Raw genomic sequence first — 15,212 nt, forward strand, 5'->3', positions numbered from 1 at the left:
CATCGGCGAAATCTAAGCTGCGGCGCTCGGATAGAGCGAGGACATCGTGCAGGTCAATTCGCCGGAGCGATTGCTCCGCTTCAGTCGGCCTAGCGCAACGTGATCAGCGTTGCTTGAAAACCCACAGCTTAGCCGAGGCGAAGTTGACTACCATGCCCGCCAACGAACCGACCCCGACCGCGACGATGGGCAAGAACGGCAGCCCGTTTAGGGTGAGAACTGTCGCGCTGTATGCGCCATAGTTGACAACTCCGCCCACCGACATCGCGGCAAGATAACGCCACCACTCAACCCAGGCCGACTCGCTGCGGCCTGAGGCGAACGTGTAGCGGCGGTTGATTTGCCAGGTGGCCCAGACTGCGCAGAGGAACGAAACTGCGCGACCGGCGAAATAGCCGAGGCCCACGGCGAGCGCCAGGTATAGGATGCCGGCGTCCACCACGAAGCCGGCGACGCCGGCGATCACGAATCGAATCACTTGCTGGCGCATGCTATTGAGAGCTCCAGTCGAGTTTTTGCTGCTTGATCGGCAGACTGGGGCACGACCCAGTCTCGGGACGCACGCTGGAGGTTGCTTCGAACTGCAATATCGTACGGTGGTACCGGGGTGTCGGTCTTGGATGGATTCACGATAATCGGCGATGTCACAGCAAGGGATTGGGGTGGCAACGAGGCCTGATGCCGGGCCTACGGCAACTGGCGGGATTTTAACCCGGCCGTTGTCAAAGTAGTGGTCACCTCGACGGTTGAACTTCAGACTGCTCTTCGCGCCTGGTGACGGGGTTGCGTAGTGACATCGTGGTCGTTGACCCGATTGCTCTGACTACCGCTTCCCCTTCCTCACCACCATCCACCGTGACGACTTAAGCGGCACGATGCTCATATAGAGCCACACATAAGTCGCCGCAAACACCACCACAAAGCAGAAAAGGTGCAGCGTATGCCGCCAGAACATCGTCGCCGGCACGACTGCGACCAGACATAGCAACCACAGATACGGCGACGTCAGCGAGTTACGCCGTGTCAACTCGCGAGCGGTACGTGCACCGACCGCCCAGCGCATCAAGCGCTTATAAATCAGCATATGCAGATGCACGCCGTCGGGAATCCCCGGCGACATCCCGCGAATGAACTTCTTCCGGTAGATCGAGAAGCACGTCTCGAAGATCGGGTACATGAAAAGCAGCACCGGATACCACGCCGACACATCGCGATTGCGCATCACGAGCATGATCGATAGCTCGGCGAGCATGAAGCCGATGAAATACGCGCCACCGTCGCCGAGGAAAATCAGCCCCGCCGGAAAATTCCAGATGAAGAAGCCGAGCACCGCGCCCATCATCATGAACGATGCCGACAGCACGATCGGATCGGACACCTGGAACGCCACGTAGGCGAGCGCGGCGACGGCGAGCACCGTGACCGCGCACGAGATCACCGCATAGGAGAGCAGGAAGTCGAGCACCGGCACGCCGATGCGCGTGACAGCGATATTCAGCATAAAGTAAGCAAGGGCCGTCGCGACGATCGTGCAGATCAGACGCACGATCAGTGTTACCTCGCTGCCGTCGAGAACACCTTGCGGTGCGCGCGAGTGCCGAGGTGGCGAGCGCGAGCAGCAAACCGACGAGACGGCGCGTCACGCAGCGCGCGAGCGAAACTGCCCGGGAAACGCCGAGCTGTAGTAGCAGCACAGAGCACAAGGCGGACATCTTGCACAATGCTGCGGCAAGCATGGAAGATCTGTCGGCCAACGGCAAGCAGAATACCGACGTCGCGAAGCCCATTCAAGCGTTCCGCGCAAGGAGCGCTCAATTGCGTAGCGCGCGGCAGCGACCTCATGACGCCCGTCGCGGAAAGGATGAGCGGGCTTACCGATTATTCGCTGAAGGTTAGCGAAGTCGCTTGCGTCATCGCGAATATAGCGCTCCAGACCAGTACACGTGCCTTGAATGCGGTCGTGGAAGCGGCGCGTGCGGGCGAATAAAAACGGGACGTCAAGAGCGTCTACTGCAGCGCGCTCGCCAACATGATGCGGCGGATGGTAAACGTCGTCGATCTGGAAGACAACGGGGCACAATGTCTGCGCATTTTGGCGGCGCGGCAAAGTCTGATCGTCGTCGGCTCATGTGCAGCGCCAGCAGGCTAGGCTACTGGTCGTCATTGAACCGGGATCGATACCGCATTGCTGTGTATCCGTCAGCGGAACCCGTGTTGACGGTGTCGCGCGGTTAGATGTCGACGATCTTCCGCAACAGAGCGTAAGAGACCCGCCAATGGCCTTCCGAATTATTGACGGCGATAGACGCAGTTTTCGCGTTGAGCCGGACGATGATGCCGACCCGCTCGCTCAGATGTTTGTCGGTGAAGCCGACGGTGTCGCCAATGAAGAATTCCTCCCGTTGTGCTCGCGGTGGCGGCGACGCAGGCGCGTGAGTTGGGCCGCGCGCAGTGCCGGGGATAACGGCCGCGTATGGCACCGACCAACGCTGACGGCTCTGGTTGTCCTGGATCACCGCCTGGGTTTGCCTCAGTTCCACCACCGTTCCGTGCGAAGGTGGTGCGAGCGGATCGCCCCCGATATAGCTGACCTCCATTCCCAGATGCAAGCGTTGACGTACTTCGAGAATACGTCGCGGGTCGTCCAGCATTTTTCCGATGGCGAGATAGAGGCGATACAACTCGGCGCTGGGCGCCTGCCGAAGCGAGTCGAGAATGTCCATGGGCGGTGAGGTGTTTATCGGGCGAGCGGCAACAGTTCATGCACGCGGTTGACAGGATACGATGGCAACTTCTCAAGTGTGTCCTTGAGCCATGCATAGGGCTCGAAGGCGTTTAGCCGAGCCGTGGCGAGCAGCGAGTACATCGTGGCGGCGGCCTTGGCGCCACGCGGCGAGCCCGCGAATGTCCAATTGGCTCTCCCAAGGGCGATAGGGCGAATTTGACGCTCGAGAGCATTATGCCGACTCCCGGATAACTCCGCGTCGCGAAGCCGGACCGCCGTCCACCGATGTATGACCAGGCGGCGATGCAGCGGCTTGTTGAGGCGGCAGGACATAGCCTGGCGGCCAAGGCTACCGCATACATTTCGACATTTGCCACCGGTGAACGTCTTTCCCGGCCCGCCGTTTCTCCGGAAGAGGCGATAGCGGCCGTTGTGGCCGCAAACGGCAACAAGTCAGGCGCAGCCAAAAGCCTCAACATTTCCAGGCAAGCACTTTACCGAATCCTGGCGAAGTGCGGGAATCGGCACGCTGCGCCGCTCGTACGCGAGGACGCGATCGTTCTGGGCGAAACAGAGGGCGACCCTCACCACTGACTCATAGCGTGGACTATTGTCGATCCGCATGGAGTTGTCGACTCTGCTTCCTTAACCGTAGAGCGTCCGAGGCCGGCGCTGGCCCGAGCGCGCCGCGCTCAGCGCCGCTACCGGTGAGCGAGGTCGGATTCGGCGTCTCGACTTCACTGCTCAAGTTAAGTGAGTTCCTTGGCGTCCTCCCCGCCCTTCTGAAGAGGACGGGGATTCCTACGGTGCTTAGGCCGCGATGGCCCGAGTCACTTCGGCGGGTTCATGCTTCTTCGAGCGGCCCGACTGCGCCGTCTCTCCACAGGCTAACAAGCGCTGTCCGCGCTCTAAAACATTGATCGCGCCGACGTGATCGGCGTTCGCTTCGTGGCTGCAGCGCACGCACGCGAACAGCGCCTGCGTGCGACGGTTGTCGGCCGAGATATGCCCGCATGACGGGCACGTGCGGCTCGTGTTCTGCGGCGGGACGGCGACAAAGAATCCGCCGCGCCACGCCGTTTTGTACTCCAACTGGCGGCGGAATTCGAACCACCCCTGGTCGAGAATCGACTTATTGAGGCCCGATTTTGCGCGGATATTGCGTCCCGGCGCGTCGGCCGTACCGCTTGCCGACTTGCTCATGTTGCGTACCTGCAAGTCCTCGACGGCGATCATTGCGTGGCTTTTGCTGATCTCGTTTGAGGCTTTGTGCAGGAAGTCCGAGCGGGCGTTCGCGATACGAGCATGGACGCGCTGCACGCGGGCCTTCGCCTTTTTCCAGTTCGACGAGCCCTTGACCTTACGCGCCATGCGTCGCTGATACTTCGCGAGCCGCTGTTCGTGCTTTTTGAAGCTGGCGAGCGGGGCGATGAATGTGCCGTCGCTCAGAGTCGCGAAGCGGGCCACGCCGACGTCGATGCCGACCACCGGGCCGTGCGGAACCGGCTGTTCGACCTCGCGCCTCGTGAGGATCGACACGTACCACTTGCCGGCGCGATGCGATACCGTCGCGCTGCGAACCTCGCCGAGCACCATACGGCTGTTGCGGTAGCGGATATACGCGAGTTTCGGCAGAGAAATGCGGCCGTTCTCGCGGTCTAGCTTCATCTGCTTCGGGTCTGGATAGCGGAAGCTATCGCCCATACCTTTACGCTTGAAACACGGGTAGTCGGCGCGCTTCTCGAAGAAATTGACGAATGCGCGGTCCAGATCCTTCAGTGCGTGCTGCTGGGTATGGACCGGAGCATCCTTCAGCCACGGCGTATCGGGGCCATTGCGCCATTCGGTGAGCCGCTTCGCCATGCCGACGTAGCCGATGAACTTCCCGCCAGCCTCGCGATTCTCCTGCTGCAACGCCAAAGCCTTGTTATAGACAAACCGGCGTGCGCCGGCGAACTGGCGCATCTTGCGCGCCTGCTCGCCGGTCGGCATAAGCTCGAATTTGAAGGCTTGGAGTCGTTCCATAGTCACGATTATAATTTGGTCTATGAGTACTGACAACGACATTCGATACGGACGCCACTGCGTTTTCTTGATACACGTGCATTTGGTCTTTGTCACCAAGTACAGGCGTGGCGTCTTCACGAAAGATATCCTCGACGATATGCGCGTTGTGTTCGCAAGCGTGTGCGCCGACTTCGAGGCCGAGCTAGTCGAGTTCGACGGCGAGGACGACCATGTGCACCTGTTGGTGAACTATCCGCCCAAGGTCGCCGTATCGGCGCTGGTGAACAGCCTGAAGGGCGTTTCGAGCCGCATGATCCGAAAGAAGAACTACCCGAGCATCCGGCGCAAATTGTGGGGAGGTGCGCTTTGGTCGCCATCCTATTTCGCCGGTAGCTGCGGAGGCGCTCCCATTGCAGTGATCCGTCAGTACATCGAGCAACAGCGAACGCCGCACTGAGCACCCCAAAGGACGGCTATGCCGTCCGCGCTATCCTTCCCCGCCCTTCTGAAGGGGCGAGGTTTGACGCGCACTAGATCACTTCTTTCGCGTGAGGCGCGAGCACGCTTGCGACAGGTTCCAGTACTTTGGCTTCCGTGCAATGGCCGAACGCCTGCGTATTGGTTGCCGACTGGTTACAGGCGCCAGCCGGGCGCAATCCGGCGGGGTGTGGACAATTGAGGCGCAGAAGTGATGTCAGACCCGTTTCAGGTATTTGCAGCAATTGCCGCTTCCTGATCGTGTAGTTGAGTGTGAAGACGGGTCGCCGCGGCTTGCGATGCAAGCGGCATCGGTTTGGCGAGCATGCGGGTTCAGGTGCAGGAGAGCTGCCGTAGCGGTAGGTCCGGCTGCGCTGATGCCTGGACGTGAACTGCGACTTGCACATGCCACGCGCGGCGCGCGCGACGCGGATTTGCGAAATCCGCGCGCTTGATCAGTCAATCCGTTTTTCGCAAATCGCCCTGTTTTGTCAATCAAAACAAGGCAATGAAGTCAGTCGACCAGTGGCGCCACAGGCTTTAACACGTTAAACGCGACGGCGCTTATCTAGGAGGAAGACGCCCGAAGTCGAAGAAGCGCAGAGCCCACCTGTCGTCGATTCGCCAAGACAGAAATGACTGGCTCAAGTGCTTGGCATGCTCCCGCCGCTCCCTGGGAGTGGACGAGGTACACGTCGATCATGCGTAAGCAGCTGGCGGTAACACCTTCGCATGCGTTGCGTTTTCCCGCGACGAAACCGGCGCCAGGGTCGACTTCGCAGACGCAGCAATAGCACTGCGTTCCTATTGCGCGAGAGACCCACTTTCTGACAAGGAAGCCGATTTTTGACGCCTTTGGCGGCCGCCACACGCACAGGCGCCCGCTATTAGGGTCTCGATAACTCAGGACGAGTGGGAGATGTCCTCACAACGCGCATATCCTTCCAGTCCGCATCGGTTTTCTTCGACCGTTCTCACCCGCCCAGATAACGCGGAAAGAGCAAGAGAGGTACTGGGTGGGCTTCGGTCGGCCCTGATGCTGCGACGCTTCGGTTAGTGCGGCACGTCCTAACGTGTTACAACGTGGCCCTAATTTTACGGTGGCTAACCCGTTGAAAAAATTGTGATTTAATGAAGTCGTGTTATTTCCAACTTTACATCACCCCCCAATTGGAAACAACCAAAACGGCGGGGGATCCCGGACTACTACCAGTTGGCGCCCATCTTTGCGCACCAGAAAGACGACGAAAATCGGCGCCTTTGTTCGGAACTGGCAGTAACACGTTGTGCGCTAGTCCAAGGAGTAGCTATGTAAAAGGTCAACCCGTTTTCAGGCGACCCTATCGAGCTGCAGGGGGCTTCACTCGATCCGACGTTGCGAAAATTGTGCGCATGAGCTGTGAATGGGTGCGTCTATTTTCGAGTACCCCCGGTAACGGGCCGCGCCGTTCATCGCTGCCCGCCGGTCGTGCCTCCGCCCGGGACGCCCATGAATGCGTGACCATTCTTTATAGCCGTTTATCGTCCTTTCTTTTTTCGAAAGACGATACGTTTTGCACTCCATTCCGTCGCCATTCGCGCGCAAAATCGCGTATCGTTGATACGGTGGCTGCGGAAGACTGCGACACCAGCCCAAATGTGAGATATGACTATGACCCATAATGGACTGCTTCGATCATTCAAAAAGCGCAGTTGCTACACTATTGAGTTTCTCTATGAAAATGGACTTGCCGAGGGGAAGTGGACGACGCAGGCGGACGCATTGAATGCACTGGGTGTCAGTCAGGCGGAACTGTCGTTGGCACTTAAGTTAGCTGAATTGCCAGATGGGTTGATCGAGTTGTTCGAAAAGCCTGCTGAGATAACCCCTTATTCGGTACGGGTTATGCGCGAGGTTATAGCGCGGGATGGCCTTGAAATCGTGGGTCAGCGAATTGGGGAGCATGTTGCCGCTGGCAACAAGTTTCCAACCAGGGCGGTGCTTGCGATGGTAAAAGGGCAAGTGTTCGCGTCGAAGCAATCATTGCGCTGGTCCCGCGAGTCTGAGAATCGAATCCTGAAAAGCACACTAGACTTACCCAGGAACATCTCCCACCGATATCATCTCGGTGTCGCCAAAGGGGAATGGACAAGTTACAGCGGTTGCTCCCGTGCGCTCAATATTTCCCGAAAGAACATACGCGACGCCGTGTACATCAAAGCGCTCTGGCACAGTCTGCCGGTTCTTTTCGCCGAGACTGAACTGACTTTTGCCGTCGGACGGAAACTCCTTGCGCTTGACAAAGATTGGGGCAGGCAAGTACTGCTCCAGCGCGCTCAGAGCATTTATTTAAAAATGAAGGGGATGGGGGCGACGGCCGAAACCGTCCTTCGAGAGTTTAATAACGAGAATGTCCGGCCATCTGATCTTTCTCGTGTGCGCATCAGGCGGGGAAGGGGAACTAAACGACTCATTATCGAGTGCAACCATGCAGACTTCCTCTTCCAATATCGTCGGGAATTGGAGTTCGCCATTCGCAGTGCTCTGAAAAAAATTACTGTTACCTCCGAGGGCATCGAGATCAACCGTCTGTTGAGCAATCATCTCTGCTTCAAGACCGCGGCTCCTCGGTTTTCCGCTACCTGACACGCTGCGCACGGCGCATTGCCTAGGCAGCGGGCATCAGGGTCCAGCCTTTGAAAGACCACGCGCATCAACACCGTCCGGATATGGAGCGACCTCGTCCCAGCGGCCAGTCAGCGCTCCCCCTGAAGGCGGGATGATCGTCGAGATTTTCTCGCTCAGGAGTTGTATTCGGAGGCATGACGTCTCCATTGAAGCTCTGCTTCTTAACACTGCCCTGGTCGCAATCCTCCCGTCGATTCGCCCCAAACCCCCCTTGTTCGCGGGCGTCACATTCCTGCTCTCCGTTGGACTTACTAAGTTTGAGTTCCCGCGCGTCACAGCCGTGCTCTTGGTGCCAGGTAACCCGACCAATGGCCACGAGGCTCCAGATCTCCTTTTTGTTGCGCCGTTACCTTGACTTCCAGCTGCACAAGGCAAGCTCAAGGTATCGAAAACAGCAGCGAGCGAAAGGAGAACAGATGGAAAAGGTTAAGGTGCAGCTTCCTTCAGCGGGCAACGAGGCATTCAACATTGCTGCGTGCTTCGAGGGTCTAGGCATGGATTCCAGGCGGCTGGATTATGAACGCGCCGGATGGATGGCGCAGCGACGTCGGCTATGTTCTCCATTAGCAAAACATGTTGCATCGGTGCTCAAGGCGATGACCGACAGTGCGTTCGTTGTCCGCCGTGGAGTTGTGTTGGAGCACGCGCCGGGCACGCGCAATCCCGTAACATGGATAGATTGTCTTGCTGTCTCCGCGTACGGCGCGTTTGCCATCGATCGATACGACTGGATGGGCATGGTCAAGAGCTCAATGAATGCTGACGAGCTTCTTTTGCATGAAAGGCCTGGCGTTGTTTCCGTGCAGACATCTCCATTACGCAGGGCAAAGCCAGCACTGCGACACCTGCGCGTGATACTTGGCGCATACAATTGCCCCGTTGAAAGCATCGCCGTATTTTCTGCCTCGCACTGTGTGCTTGATCCCGCGTTGCCGGAAACCATCCTGCAAGCGGCTGAGCTGCACCATTTCATGCGAACTAGGTTAAAGCGCTATCGCGAGACCCATTCCCAATATCTTGATTCCGACAGCATCTCCGCGCATTTGCAATCGCGCTGTGCGGATTGGGGGAAAAGCTGAAATTGCCAACTATTGATTAGTAAATGGCCGGGAATGAGGGGGCTGGAAGTCCCAGTCAATGCGGCGCGGACGTTTCGGGCACTCACGTGAAACCAGCAAAACCCGTATGGCCGCTAGACTGCGGGCCGGGTGAGACGCCTGATGATGGTTCGGCCGCCGTAACACGAGCACGCGGTGAACGGCACCTGCTATTTCGTTGGACGAGGAAAAGACCCCCTCTTTTCCTTAGCTTTCTGCGTGGAACGTAGTGCGTAGGGGCGCTATAGTCACCTTACACACCGCGTTTTCAACGCATCGACTGGAACGAATCGTACGATTCACGGAAGGCCTTTTCTCTCGCCCATCAGCGTCTGACGCTGATCTGGACTCGGGAACCGGCTTGGGGATTGTCGAGATTCTCACTGCTTTTTTGACCACCGGAAGGTGGCAGCCTCTTCTGGAAAAGCGCTTTTTTTCGGATCATTCATCGTCTTTGGGCGATTGGCCTTACGAAGAAAACCATCAATCATTTAATAGTGGAGTAGCCATGAAATTAATAGGTGTTGTCGTGTCCTATGAAGATGGGACTGTACTTGCTGATCGTGCTTTACTGAGCCCCGAATCAGCGCAGGTGACGTTGCCGGCACGTTTAATATCGCTAATAGAGATCCTTGATCAATTCGACCGACGAAAATCATTTATTGCTGAATACGGTAGCGCTCGATTCGCGATAAAGCATGATTCTGAACGCGGGTATTTCATCGATTTCAATGCCGCTGTTCGTCGCGAGACGCTTTTTAACGTCAAGCGCCTCTTTTCTCAGTCCGCTGGTCAGCGGGAACTTAACGGGCGATTTGCACACATGCTTAGTGCCATTGCTTTAATTGGAGCCTGCCTTGAAGTTGCAACTACTCCCGCTCTGAGCGGGAAGTCCCTTGTTGAACCTGTCGCACTTTGTTTTTTGTCGATAGCACTTCTCGTTATTGGGCATCGCTGCTTTGCTATTCAAAGTTCATGAACTTGTGCGCCGCAGTTGGTCAATGCCGCAGCGGCGCAGCCATGCAGGAGGAAGGCAGCGGTGTCAGACCGATCAATGGTCGCGTTGCCGCGCCTTCCTCAGCGGTACCGCGGCAATCCTGCCGCATAGTGAGTCCTCGTTGCGATGCGCCAGAGTCTATGCGCGCCATCTTAAGATGGCTGCCAACTATGCGTTGCGGCGAGCTGACGTCGTATCGCATGGGAGGCCAATGGGCAAAGCGCGAACTGTACCCAACAGAGAGAAGTATCGTCCAGGCCAGTCGGCCACCTGGCCAATACTCATTACCTGTCTGTGCCAAGTGCTGTCACGCGGTTTTGTAATCCGACGTGACAGCGACTGGTTGCGTGACAATTTCACAATAGACTAATTGCTGTTTTTACAACGCCCCCCGCGCTACCGGCGTTTTCACGACGGCGAACAAGCCCAGCTTTCCTCAGGCATCTCAGCGGAGCATCCGTCAAATTGACCTTGAGTTCATTCATCATCAGATAGTGCGCCTCACGTCAACTTTACGTGAGTCCGTATCTCGCTGTGGGCATCCACCCCGTTCCGGGACCTTTCCACTCAAGGGCCTATCCGATAACGGATCCCACAGCTCAACGCGTCACCCGGCCCTTCCAATTACCTCGAAAACCCTCGCATATGCGTGTGGGCAACCTCCGCCCAGCGCGCTTTTTTAGACATCCAACGATGTCCAGATGTGTCACGAGCCATTCGTGACCGGAGGCGTGTTCGCGTATCCCGCGCGCGAACATGGGTTGAGACGCGGGTCGGACTCTGGAGGTAGGCGATGAGCATGATGTCAAAAGCCATACACGATTCAGCAGTGAGCAGCAAAAAGGCGGGCGGTAGCTTTGCAACACAACAGAACAGGCGGTTTGATACGACAGGTCTTTTGCGCTTCGCCAGACAGGTTGGCGAGTTACATTCGTCGATCAGCGAGATTCCAGCATGGGTAATTCATGCGTATGCCCAATACTGCGCAGCGCAGGGCAAAGCTGCGGGCACGCTGGCAAATATATTCGCGGCTATTCGAGTCACGTCGCGCTATGCCGGTCGGAACATTGATGCCGTCTGCAGCAATAAGGAGCTGCAACTGGTTCGGCGAGTAAGGAAAGGAACAAAGCGGGCCATGACCCCGAGGGAAATTGAGGCGTTGTTCGTGCGAGCAAGGAGGATTGACCAGGGGCTAACCCACATGATTTCGCTCGCACTTCATCTGGGCCTGCGGCGTAAGGAAGCGTTGATGTGCCCGCCTGATCTAAGGATGTGGCTTGATGCACTCGAGCGCGGCGACTCCACGATTTCGCTAATGCGCGGTTCTAAAAATGCAAGACCCCGGCAAGTACGAGTCATCGAAAGCGAGCGAGCGCAGACAACTGAATCGGTCCGGTCTGCACTCGCTTACTGTCGCGAGCATAACTTGGAATTGATCACGGGCAATGGCAAAACTCTCAAATCGGCAATGAATCGCCTGAAGGCATTGCTGCGGCGTGCCGGCGTCACCGGTCCTACAAGTTTCCATTCTCTTCGCTATACCTATGCGCTCAAGAGTGCGCTGGAGCTGCTGGAAGCCGGAGTACCCCCGTATGATGTTCTAGTCCAACTAAGCGAATCGCTCGGCCACGGTCCAACACGCGCCCAGATGATCCTTGGACACTACTGCCAGTCCATCAGGGACAAATTTGAAGGTCAAATATCGCTGTACAACGTCAAAGATGAGCGCCGCCCACCGGCCAAATTGCCGCGTGCAGCAGCCCGTCAATTGGCGAAGCGCCGACATAGCGCGCTAAGTGGCTATCCGATCGGCCGCGCTGGCCCCGCAGACGATGAGACAGCACTCCACGGCCGCACTTCGGTCGAGAAGTGTCTTTTCAAATCCTGAGGTATTTCTATGTCAGATTCTCTGTTGATTCATCAAGTGAGATATTGCGCCGAACGAATCGGATTCAACGACACAATGCGCACTATCACGAATACCGTTTGGCTTGCAATTGAACAATTTACTGCTCGATATTCGGAAATTCCGAAGCGGTTAGAAGACCTGAACGTAGCTTCGGTTGCGCGCTTCATCGAAACTCGTTCAGAGGGGAATCCGGACGTGGAATCGCTACTGTTGGAGCTCACCTGCGTCAGGCTGATTTTGCTCGAGTCAGGTTTCTCCCACAACGAGTTGACACAGCTTAGCGTTCGCGTGAGACGCGAACGGCTTGTCAATGACAAAAGCGGTAAATACCAGTTTGCCAAAAGACTTTATGCCTGATTCCAGTAGGCGACGAGGCCTCGGGCTGACGCCGCGTTGAGCGCGTCGGCGACGCAATCGATGGTAGAGACGCAGGCTGCAGGCTGCGATCGCATCACACGTGCGTGTGTCGGCTCCGTCTGCCATGGATTAAATAATACGCAGCAAACCAGACTGCGAGGTCCACCTTGTGAGCCCCGCCGGTTTCGCAGTTCGCCTCTTCGCTTCGCCGATGGCGCACGCAGCCCGATAAACGACGCGCCCCCGAAAAAGCCGGCGCGTTGCGCCGCAGTGATCTTTCACCGGTTAAAAAAGGAAAATTGGTATGCAAGTTGTCTATGATTACCGATACGTTATTGCCTGCAGCAGTTTGCCGGGCGAATTCAAGCGCGAATTTCGCAAGCTTGTCAGGCGCAAAGTCAACTGGAAATATGATCGGCGAACAGGTGCGAATTACCCAGTCTCGCCCGAAACACAATGTCGTCGCGTGGCGGAACTGATGGATGGCTTTGAGGCGTTGCGTGCTGGTGGCTTTGCCCTGCAAACGCCATGGAACTTCCAGGGCAAGCATTTAAGCTATCTCATTGCCCGATGGTCGGCGCAAGATGCAACCTGGTACGATCAGGCCAAACTCGTACATTGGCGCGAGTTTCTGCTTTGGATCAGAAAGCGCACACTCCTTGCGCTGCTCAATTCGACTGTGCGAGCGCAGACGGCGTACGGCGACAAATCACCCGCTGTGGCGGCCGTTGCGCCAGCCCGCGGCGGCCCGGCTATCCCCGTGCTCACATATGACAACGTCCTGTCGGCGTTGACGGAGCATCGCGGCAATCTGCGAAAGGCGGCGCGTGCGCTTGGTACGACGACGCGCGCGTTGTCACAGGCCTTCACCGAAGATACTCCATCAGAAAAGCGGCTTCCTTCTGGCATTCGGATTCTCACGTGATCCTTGACTTCGCAAAGGACTGCATAAGCTGGTTTTACCGATATCAACACAGGAGAAACCAGTATGCTGTTACAACTAATTGCGCTCGGCGCCTTGTTGCTGTGGGCGTATCTGAGCTGCAACAGTAAGTGTTTTTTGGATGACAGAGCCCCCATAGCAGGGACGTTTCCGCCTATGGCGCCCGGCGAGGAAGGGGAGAGGCGGATTTCAGGCGATCTGCACAGGCATCTCGCACGCTTGTGTGGCGATGACTGGTTGGTATTCGATGGCCTCATTCTTATTCACGCGCCGGGGAGCGCCTTTCCGACCGCCGAGATAGATCATCTGGTGATCACGCCGTTCGGAATATTCGTTATCGAAACAAAGCATTGGGCTGGCGCTGTCACACGTGGTGAAACCGACGATAAGCTGATGCTCGCGGCGATTGACGGACAGCGACTCGCGGGCACATCGCCGATGAAGCAGAATGCGGCAAAGGTGCGGTTTCTCAGGGGGCTGCTCCCGCCGCGACTGTGGAACGTCGAAGGTCTCGGCGTGTTTTCGCACGAAGCAGGAACGGTGGATCCGACACTTCCCGCCGCATTGCTTGAGCGTGGCGAACTTTACAGGCATCTGAGGACATGCCAGAAGCGATTTGCACATACTGGAACGGGGCGCTTGCCTGTGCGCACGGTCGCCGACGAGATTCTGCGGCATGCAGACATGCGACCACAAGCCCTCGTAGAACACCGGCAACGCATTCAGGAAGGTCGCGCACGCGGTCAAGGGTGATACGAATTGTCTGCCCTGATCTGAGTTCGGGACCGCTTCAAAGTGCTGTTGCTGCCAGCTAATCAGGATGGCGACTCTGAAGTCACGCCCCGATCACGGCGAAGGTGAGCCTTCGGAAGAGACTAAACTGCGGGTAAGCATGGTGGGGCGGTTTCTGTCGGGCGTGCTACCTGCGATCACCGCCTCGCTTTCTCACCACCATCCACCTCGGCGACTTGAAGCGCACGATGCTCATGTAGAGCCACACATAAGTCGCCGCAAACACCACCACAAAACAGAACAAATGCAGCGTATGCCGCCAGAACAACGTCGCCGGCACAACCGCAATCAGACACAGCAACCAAAGATACGGCGACGTCAGCGAATTCCTCCGCGTCAACTCCCGCGCCGTCCTCGCCCCCACCGCCCATCGCATCAACCGCTTATAAACCAGCATATGCAGATGCACGCCATCGGGAATCCCCGGCGACATCCCGCGAATGAACTTCTTCCGGTAAATCGAGAAGCAGGTTTCGAAGATCGGATACATGAAAAGCAGCACCGGATACCACGCCGACACATCGCGATTGCGCATCACGAGCATGATCGACAACTCGGCAAGCATGAAGCCGATGAAATACGCGCCACCGTCGCCGAGAAAAATCAGCCCCGCCGGAAAATTCCAGATAAAGAAACCAAGCACCGCGCCCATCATCATGAACGATGCCGACAGCACGATCGGATCGTGCACCTGGAACGCCACGTAAGCGAGTGAAGCGAACATCATGAACGCGACCATCGACGCCAGGCCATTGAAGCCGTCGATGATATTGATCGCGTTGGCAAGCGCAGCGACCGCCAGCACAGTGACCGCGCAGGAGATCACCGCATACGAGAGCAGAAAGTCGAGCGGCGGCACGCTGATGCGCGTGACGGCGATATTCAGCAGGAAGTAGGCGAGGGCGGCTGCTGCCATCGTGCAGACGAGCCGCGCGAGCGGCGACACGCGCTTGGTCAGATCCTCGACCAATCCCGAGCCGAACGCCGGCACACCGCAAGCGATCAGCCCCAGAATGCCGCCCGACACGGCGGGATACGCATGATGCAACTGCACCGCGGACACGATCAGCCCGATCAGAATCCCAACGCCGCCGATACGTGGCACCGGGCGCACATGGAATTTCTGCACGCCGGCCAGATCGGTATCGGTGGAGAATTTTTCATGCAGATGCGCATAGCGCACGATCAACAGCGTGATCAGCAGTGAAACGAGAAAGCCGAGCGCAAAACTAAGCATGAA

15 protein-coding genes and 1 pseudogene are annotated in these 15,212 nt (G+C 57.3%); 10 read left to right on the top strand and 6 right to left on the bottom strand.

The window, feature by feature from the left end; all coding sequences use genetic code 11:
* Window positions 1-103 precede the first annotated feature (103 nt).
* Window positions 104-490 (bottom strand): GtrA family protein, encoded by a 387-nt coding sequence (locus AYM40_RS03315; RefSeq protein ID WP_063494970.1) that lies wholly within the window; start codon window positions 488-490, stop codon window positions 104-106.
* A 333-nt stretch (window positions 491-823) separates the two neighbouring features.
* A pseudogene (locus tag AYM40_RS03320) lies at window positions 824-1,543 on the bottom strand (glycosyl transferase); the annotation flags it as partial.
* Window positions 1,544-1,720: 177 nt separating this feature from the next.
* On the opposite strand from AYM40_RS03320, the gene AYM40_RS43580 reads away from it, so the two are divergent.
* A complete protein-coding gene (locus AYM40_RS43580; protein WP_082854927.1) occupies window positions 1,721-1,987 on the top strand; it encodes a methyl-accepting chemotaxis protein in 267 nt (88 codons plus the stop codon).
* 244 nt (window positions 1,988-2,231) lie between these two features.
* Here the strand turns inward: AYM40_RS43580 and AYM40_RS03325 are convergent, their stop codons facing one another.
* Both AYM40_RS03325 and AYM40_RS42195 read right to left on the bottom strand, forming a co-directional pair.
* On the bottom strand, window positions 2,232-2,723 hold the full coding sequence (locus AYM40_RS03325) for a hypothetical protein (protein WP_063494971.1): 492 nt from the start codon (window positions 2,721-2,723) through the stop codon (window positions 2,232-2,234).
* Window positions 2,724-2,737: 14 nt separating this feature from the next.
* Complete coding sequence (locus tag AYM40_RS42195) at window positions 2,738-3,058, bottom strand: transposase domain-containing protein (RefSeq protein ID WP_063494972.1); 321 nt, start codon at window positions 3,056-3,058, stop codon at window positions 2,738-2,740.
* Here AYM40_RS42195 and AYM40_RS03335 point away from each other — a divergent pair.
* Window positions 3,011-3,319, top strand: a complete 309-nt coding sequence (locus AYM40_RS03335) for a helix-turn-helix domain-containing protein (protein WP_082854928.1) — start codon at window positions 3,011-3,013, stop codon at window positions 3,317-3,319. The two genes, AYM40_RS42195 and AYM40_RS03335, sit on opposite strands and share 48 nt — an antisense overlap.
* Window positions 3,320-3,535: 216 nt before the next feature.
* Here AYM40_RS03335 and AYM40_RS03340 read toward each other — a convergent pair whose 3' ends face one another.
* Complete coding sequence (locus AYM40_RS03340; RefSeq protein WP_063494974.1) at window positions 3,536-4,750, bottom strand: RNA-guided endonuclease InsQ/TnpB family protein; 1,215 nt, start codon at window positions 4,748-4,750, stop codon at window positions 3,536-3,538.
* Between the two features lie 22 nt (window positions 4,751-4,772).
* Between AYM40_RS03340 and tnpA the strand changes: the two genes are divergently transcribed.
* The 8 genes from tnpA (at window position 4,773) to AYM40_RS03380 (ending at window position 13,933) form a co-directional block, all read left to right on the top strand.
* Window positions 4,773-5,189 (top strand): IS200/IS605 family transposase, encoded by a 417-nt coding sequence (gene tnpA, locus AYM40_RS03345; protein ID WP_063494975.1) that lies wholly within the window; start codon window positions 4,773-4,775, stop codon window positions 5,187-5,189.
* A 1,671-nt stretch (window positions 5,190-6,860) separates the two neighbouring features.
* Window positions 6,861-7,835, top strand: coding sequence for a hypothetical protein (locus tag AYM40_RS03350; RefSeq protein WP_158515234.1), 975 nt, complete (start codon window positions 6,861-6,863; stop codon window positions 7,833-7,835).
* A 458-nt stretch (window positions 7,836-8,293) separates the two neighbouring features.
* On the top strand, window positions 8,294-8,956 hold the full coding sequence (locus AYM40_RS03360; RefSeq protein ID WP_063494978.1) for an NERD domain-containing protein: 663 nt from the start codon (window positions 8,294-8,296) through the stop codon (window positions 8,954-8,956).
* A gap of 379 nt (window positions 8,957-9,335) precedes the next feature.
* Window positions 9,336-9,953 (top strand): hypothetical protein, encoded by a 618-nt coding sequence (locus AYM40_RS39880; protein WP_148662091.1) that lies wholly within the window; start codon window positions 9,336-9,338, stop codon window positions 9,951-9,953.
* Window positions 9,954-10,764: 811 nt separating this feature from the next.
* The gene (locus AYM40_RS03365; RefSeq protein WP_063494979.1) at window positions 10,765-11,859 is read left to right on the top strand and encodes an integrase domain-containing protein; all 1,095 of its coding nucleotides are present in this window, start codon (window positions 10,765-10,767) and stop codon (window positions 11,857-11,859) included.
* A gap of 9 nt (window positions 11,860-11,868) precedes the next feature.
* Window positions 11,869-12,237: a hypothetical protein gene (locus tag AYM40_RS03370; RefSeq protein ID WP_063494980.1), complete on the top strand. Its 369-nt coding sequence runs from the start codon at window positions 11,869-11,871 to the stop codon at window positions 12,235-12,237.
* Between the two features lie 349 nt (window positions 12,238-12,586).
* On the top strand, window positions 12,587-13,162 hold the full coding sequence (locus tag AYM40_RS03375) for a hypothetical protein (RefSeq protein WP_236720888.1): 576 nt from the start codon (window positions 12,587-12,589) through the stop codon (window positions 13,160-13,162).
* Window positions 13,163-13,255: 93 nt separating this feature from the next.
* The gene (locus AYM40_RS03380; RefSeq protein ID WP_236720889.1) at window positions 13,256-13,933 is read left to right on the top strand and encodes a nuclease-related domain-containing protein; all 678 of its coding nucleotides are present in this window, start codon (window positions 13,256-13,258) and stop codon (window positions 13,931-13,933) included.
* Window positions 13,934-14,099: 166 nt separating this feature from the next.
* Here the strand turns inward: AYM40_RS03380 and AYM40_RS03385 are convergent, their stop codons facing one another.
* Complete coding sequence (locus tag AYM40_RS03385) at window positions 14,100-15,209, bottom strand: MraY family glycosyltransferase (protein ID WP_063494983.1); 1,110 nt, start codon at window positions 15,207-15,209, stop codon at window positions 14,100-14,102.
* Between the last annotated feature and the right edge of the window lie 3 nt (window positions 15,210-15,212).

Origin of the sequence: Paraburkholderia phytofirmans OLGA172, from assembly GCF_001634365.1 — a bacterium.
GTDB lineage: Bacteria > Pseudomonadota > Gammaproteobacteria > Burkholderiales > Burkholderiaceae > Paraburkholderia.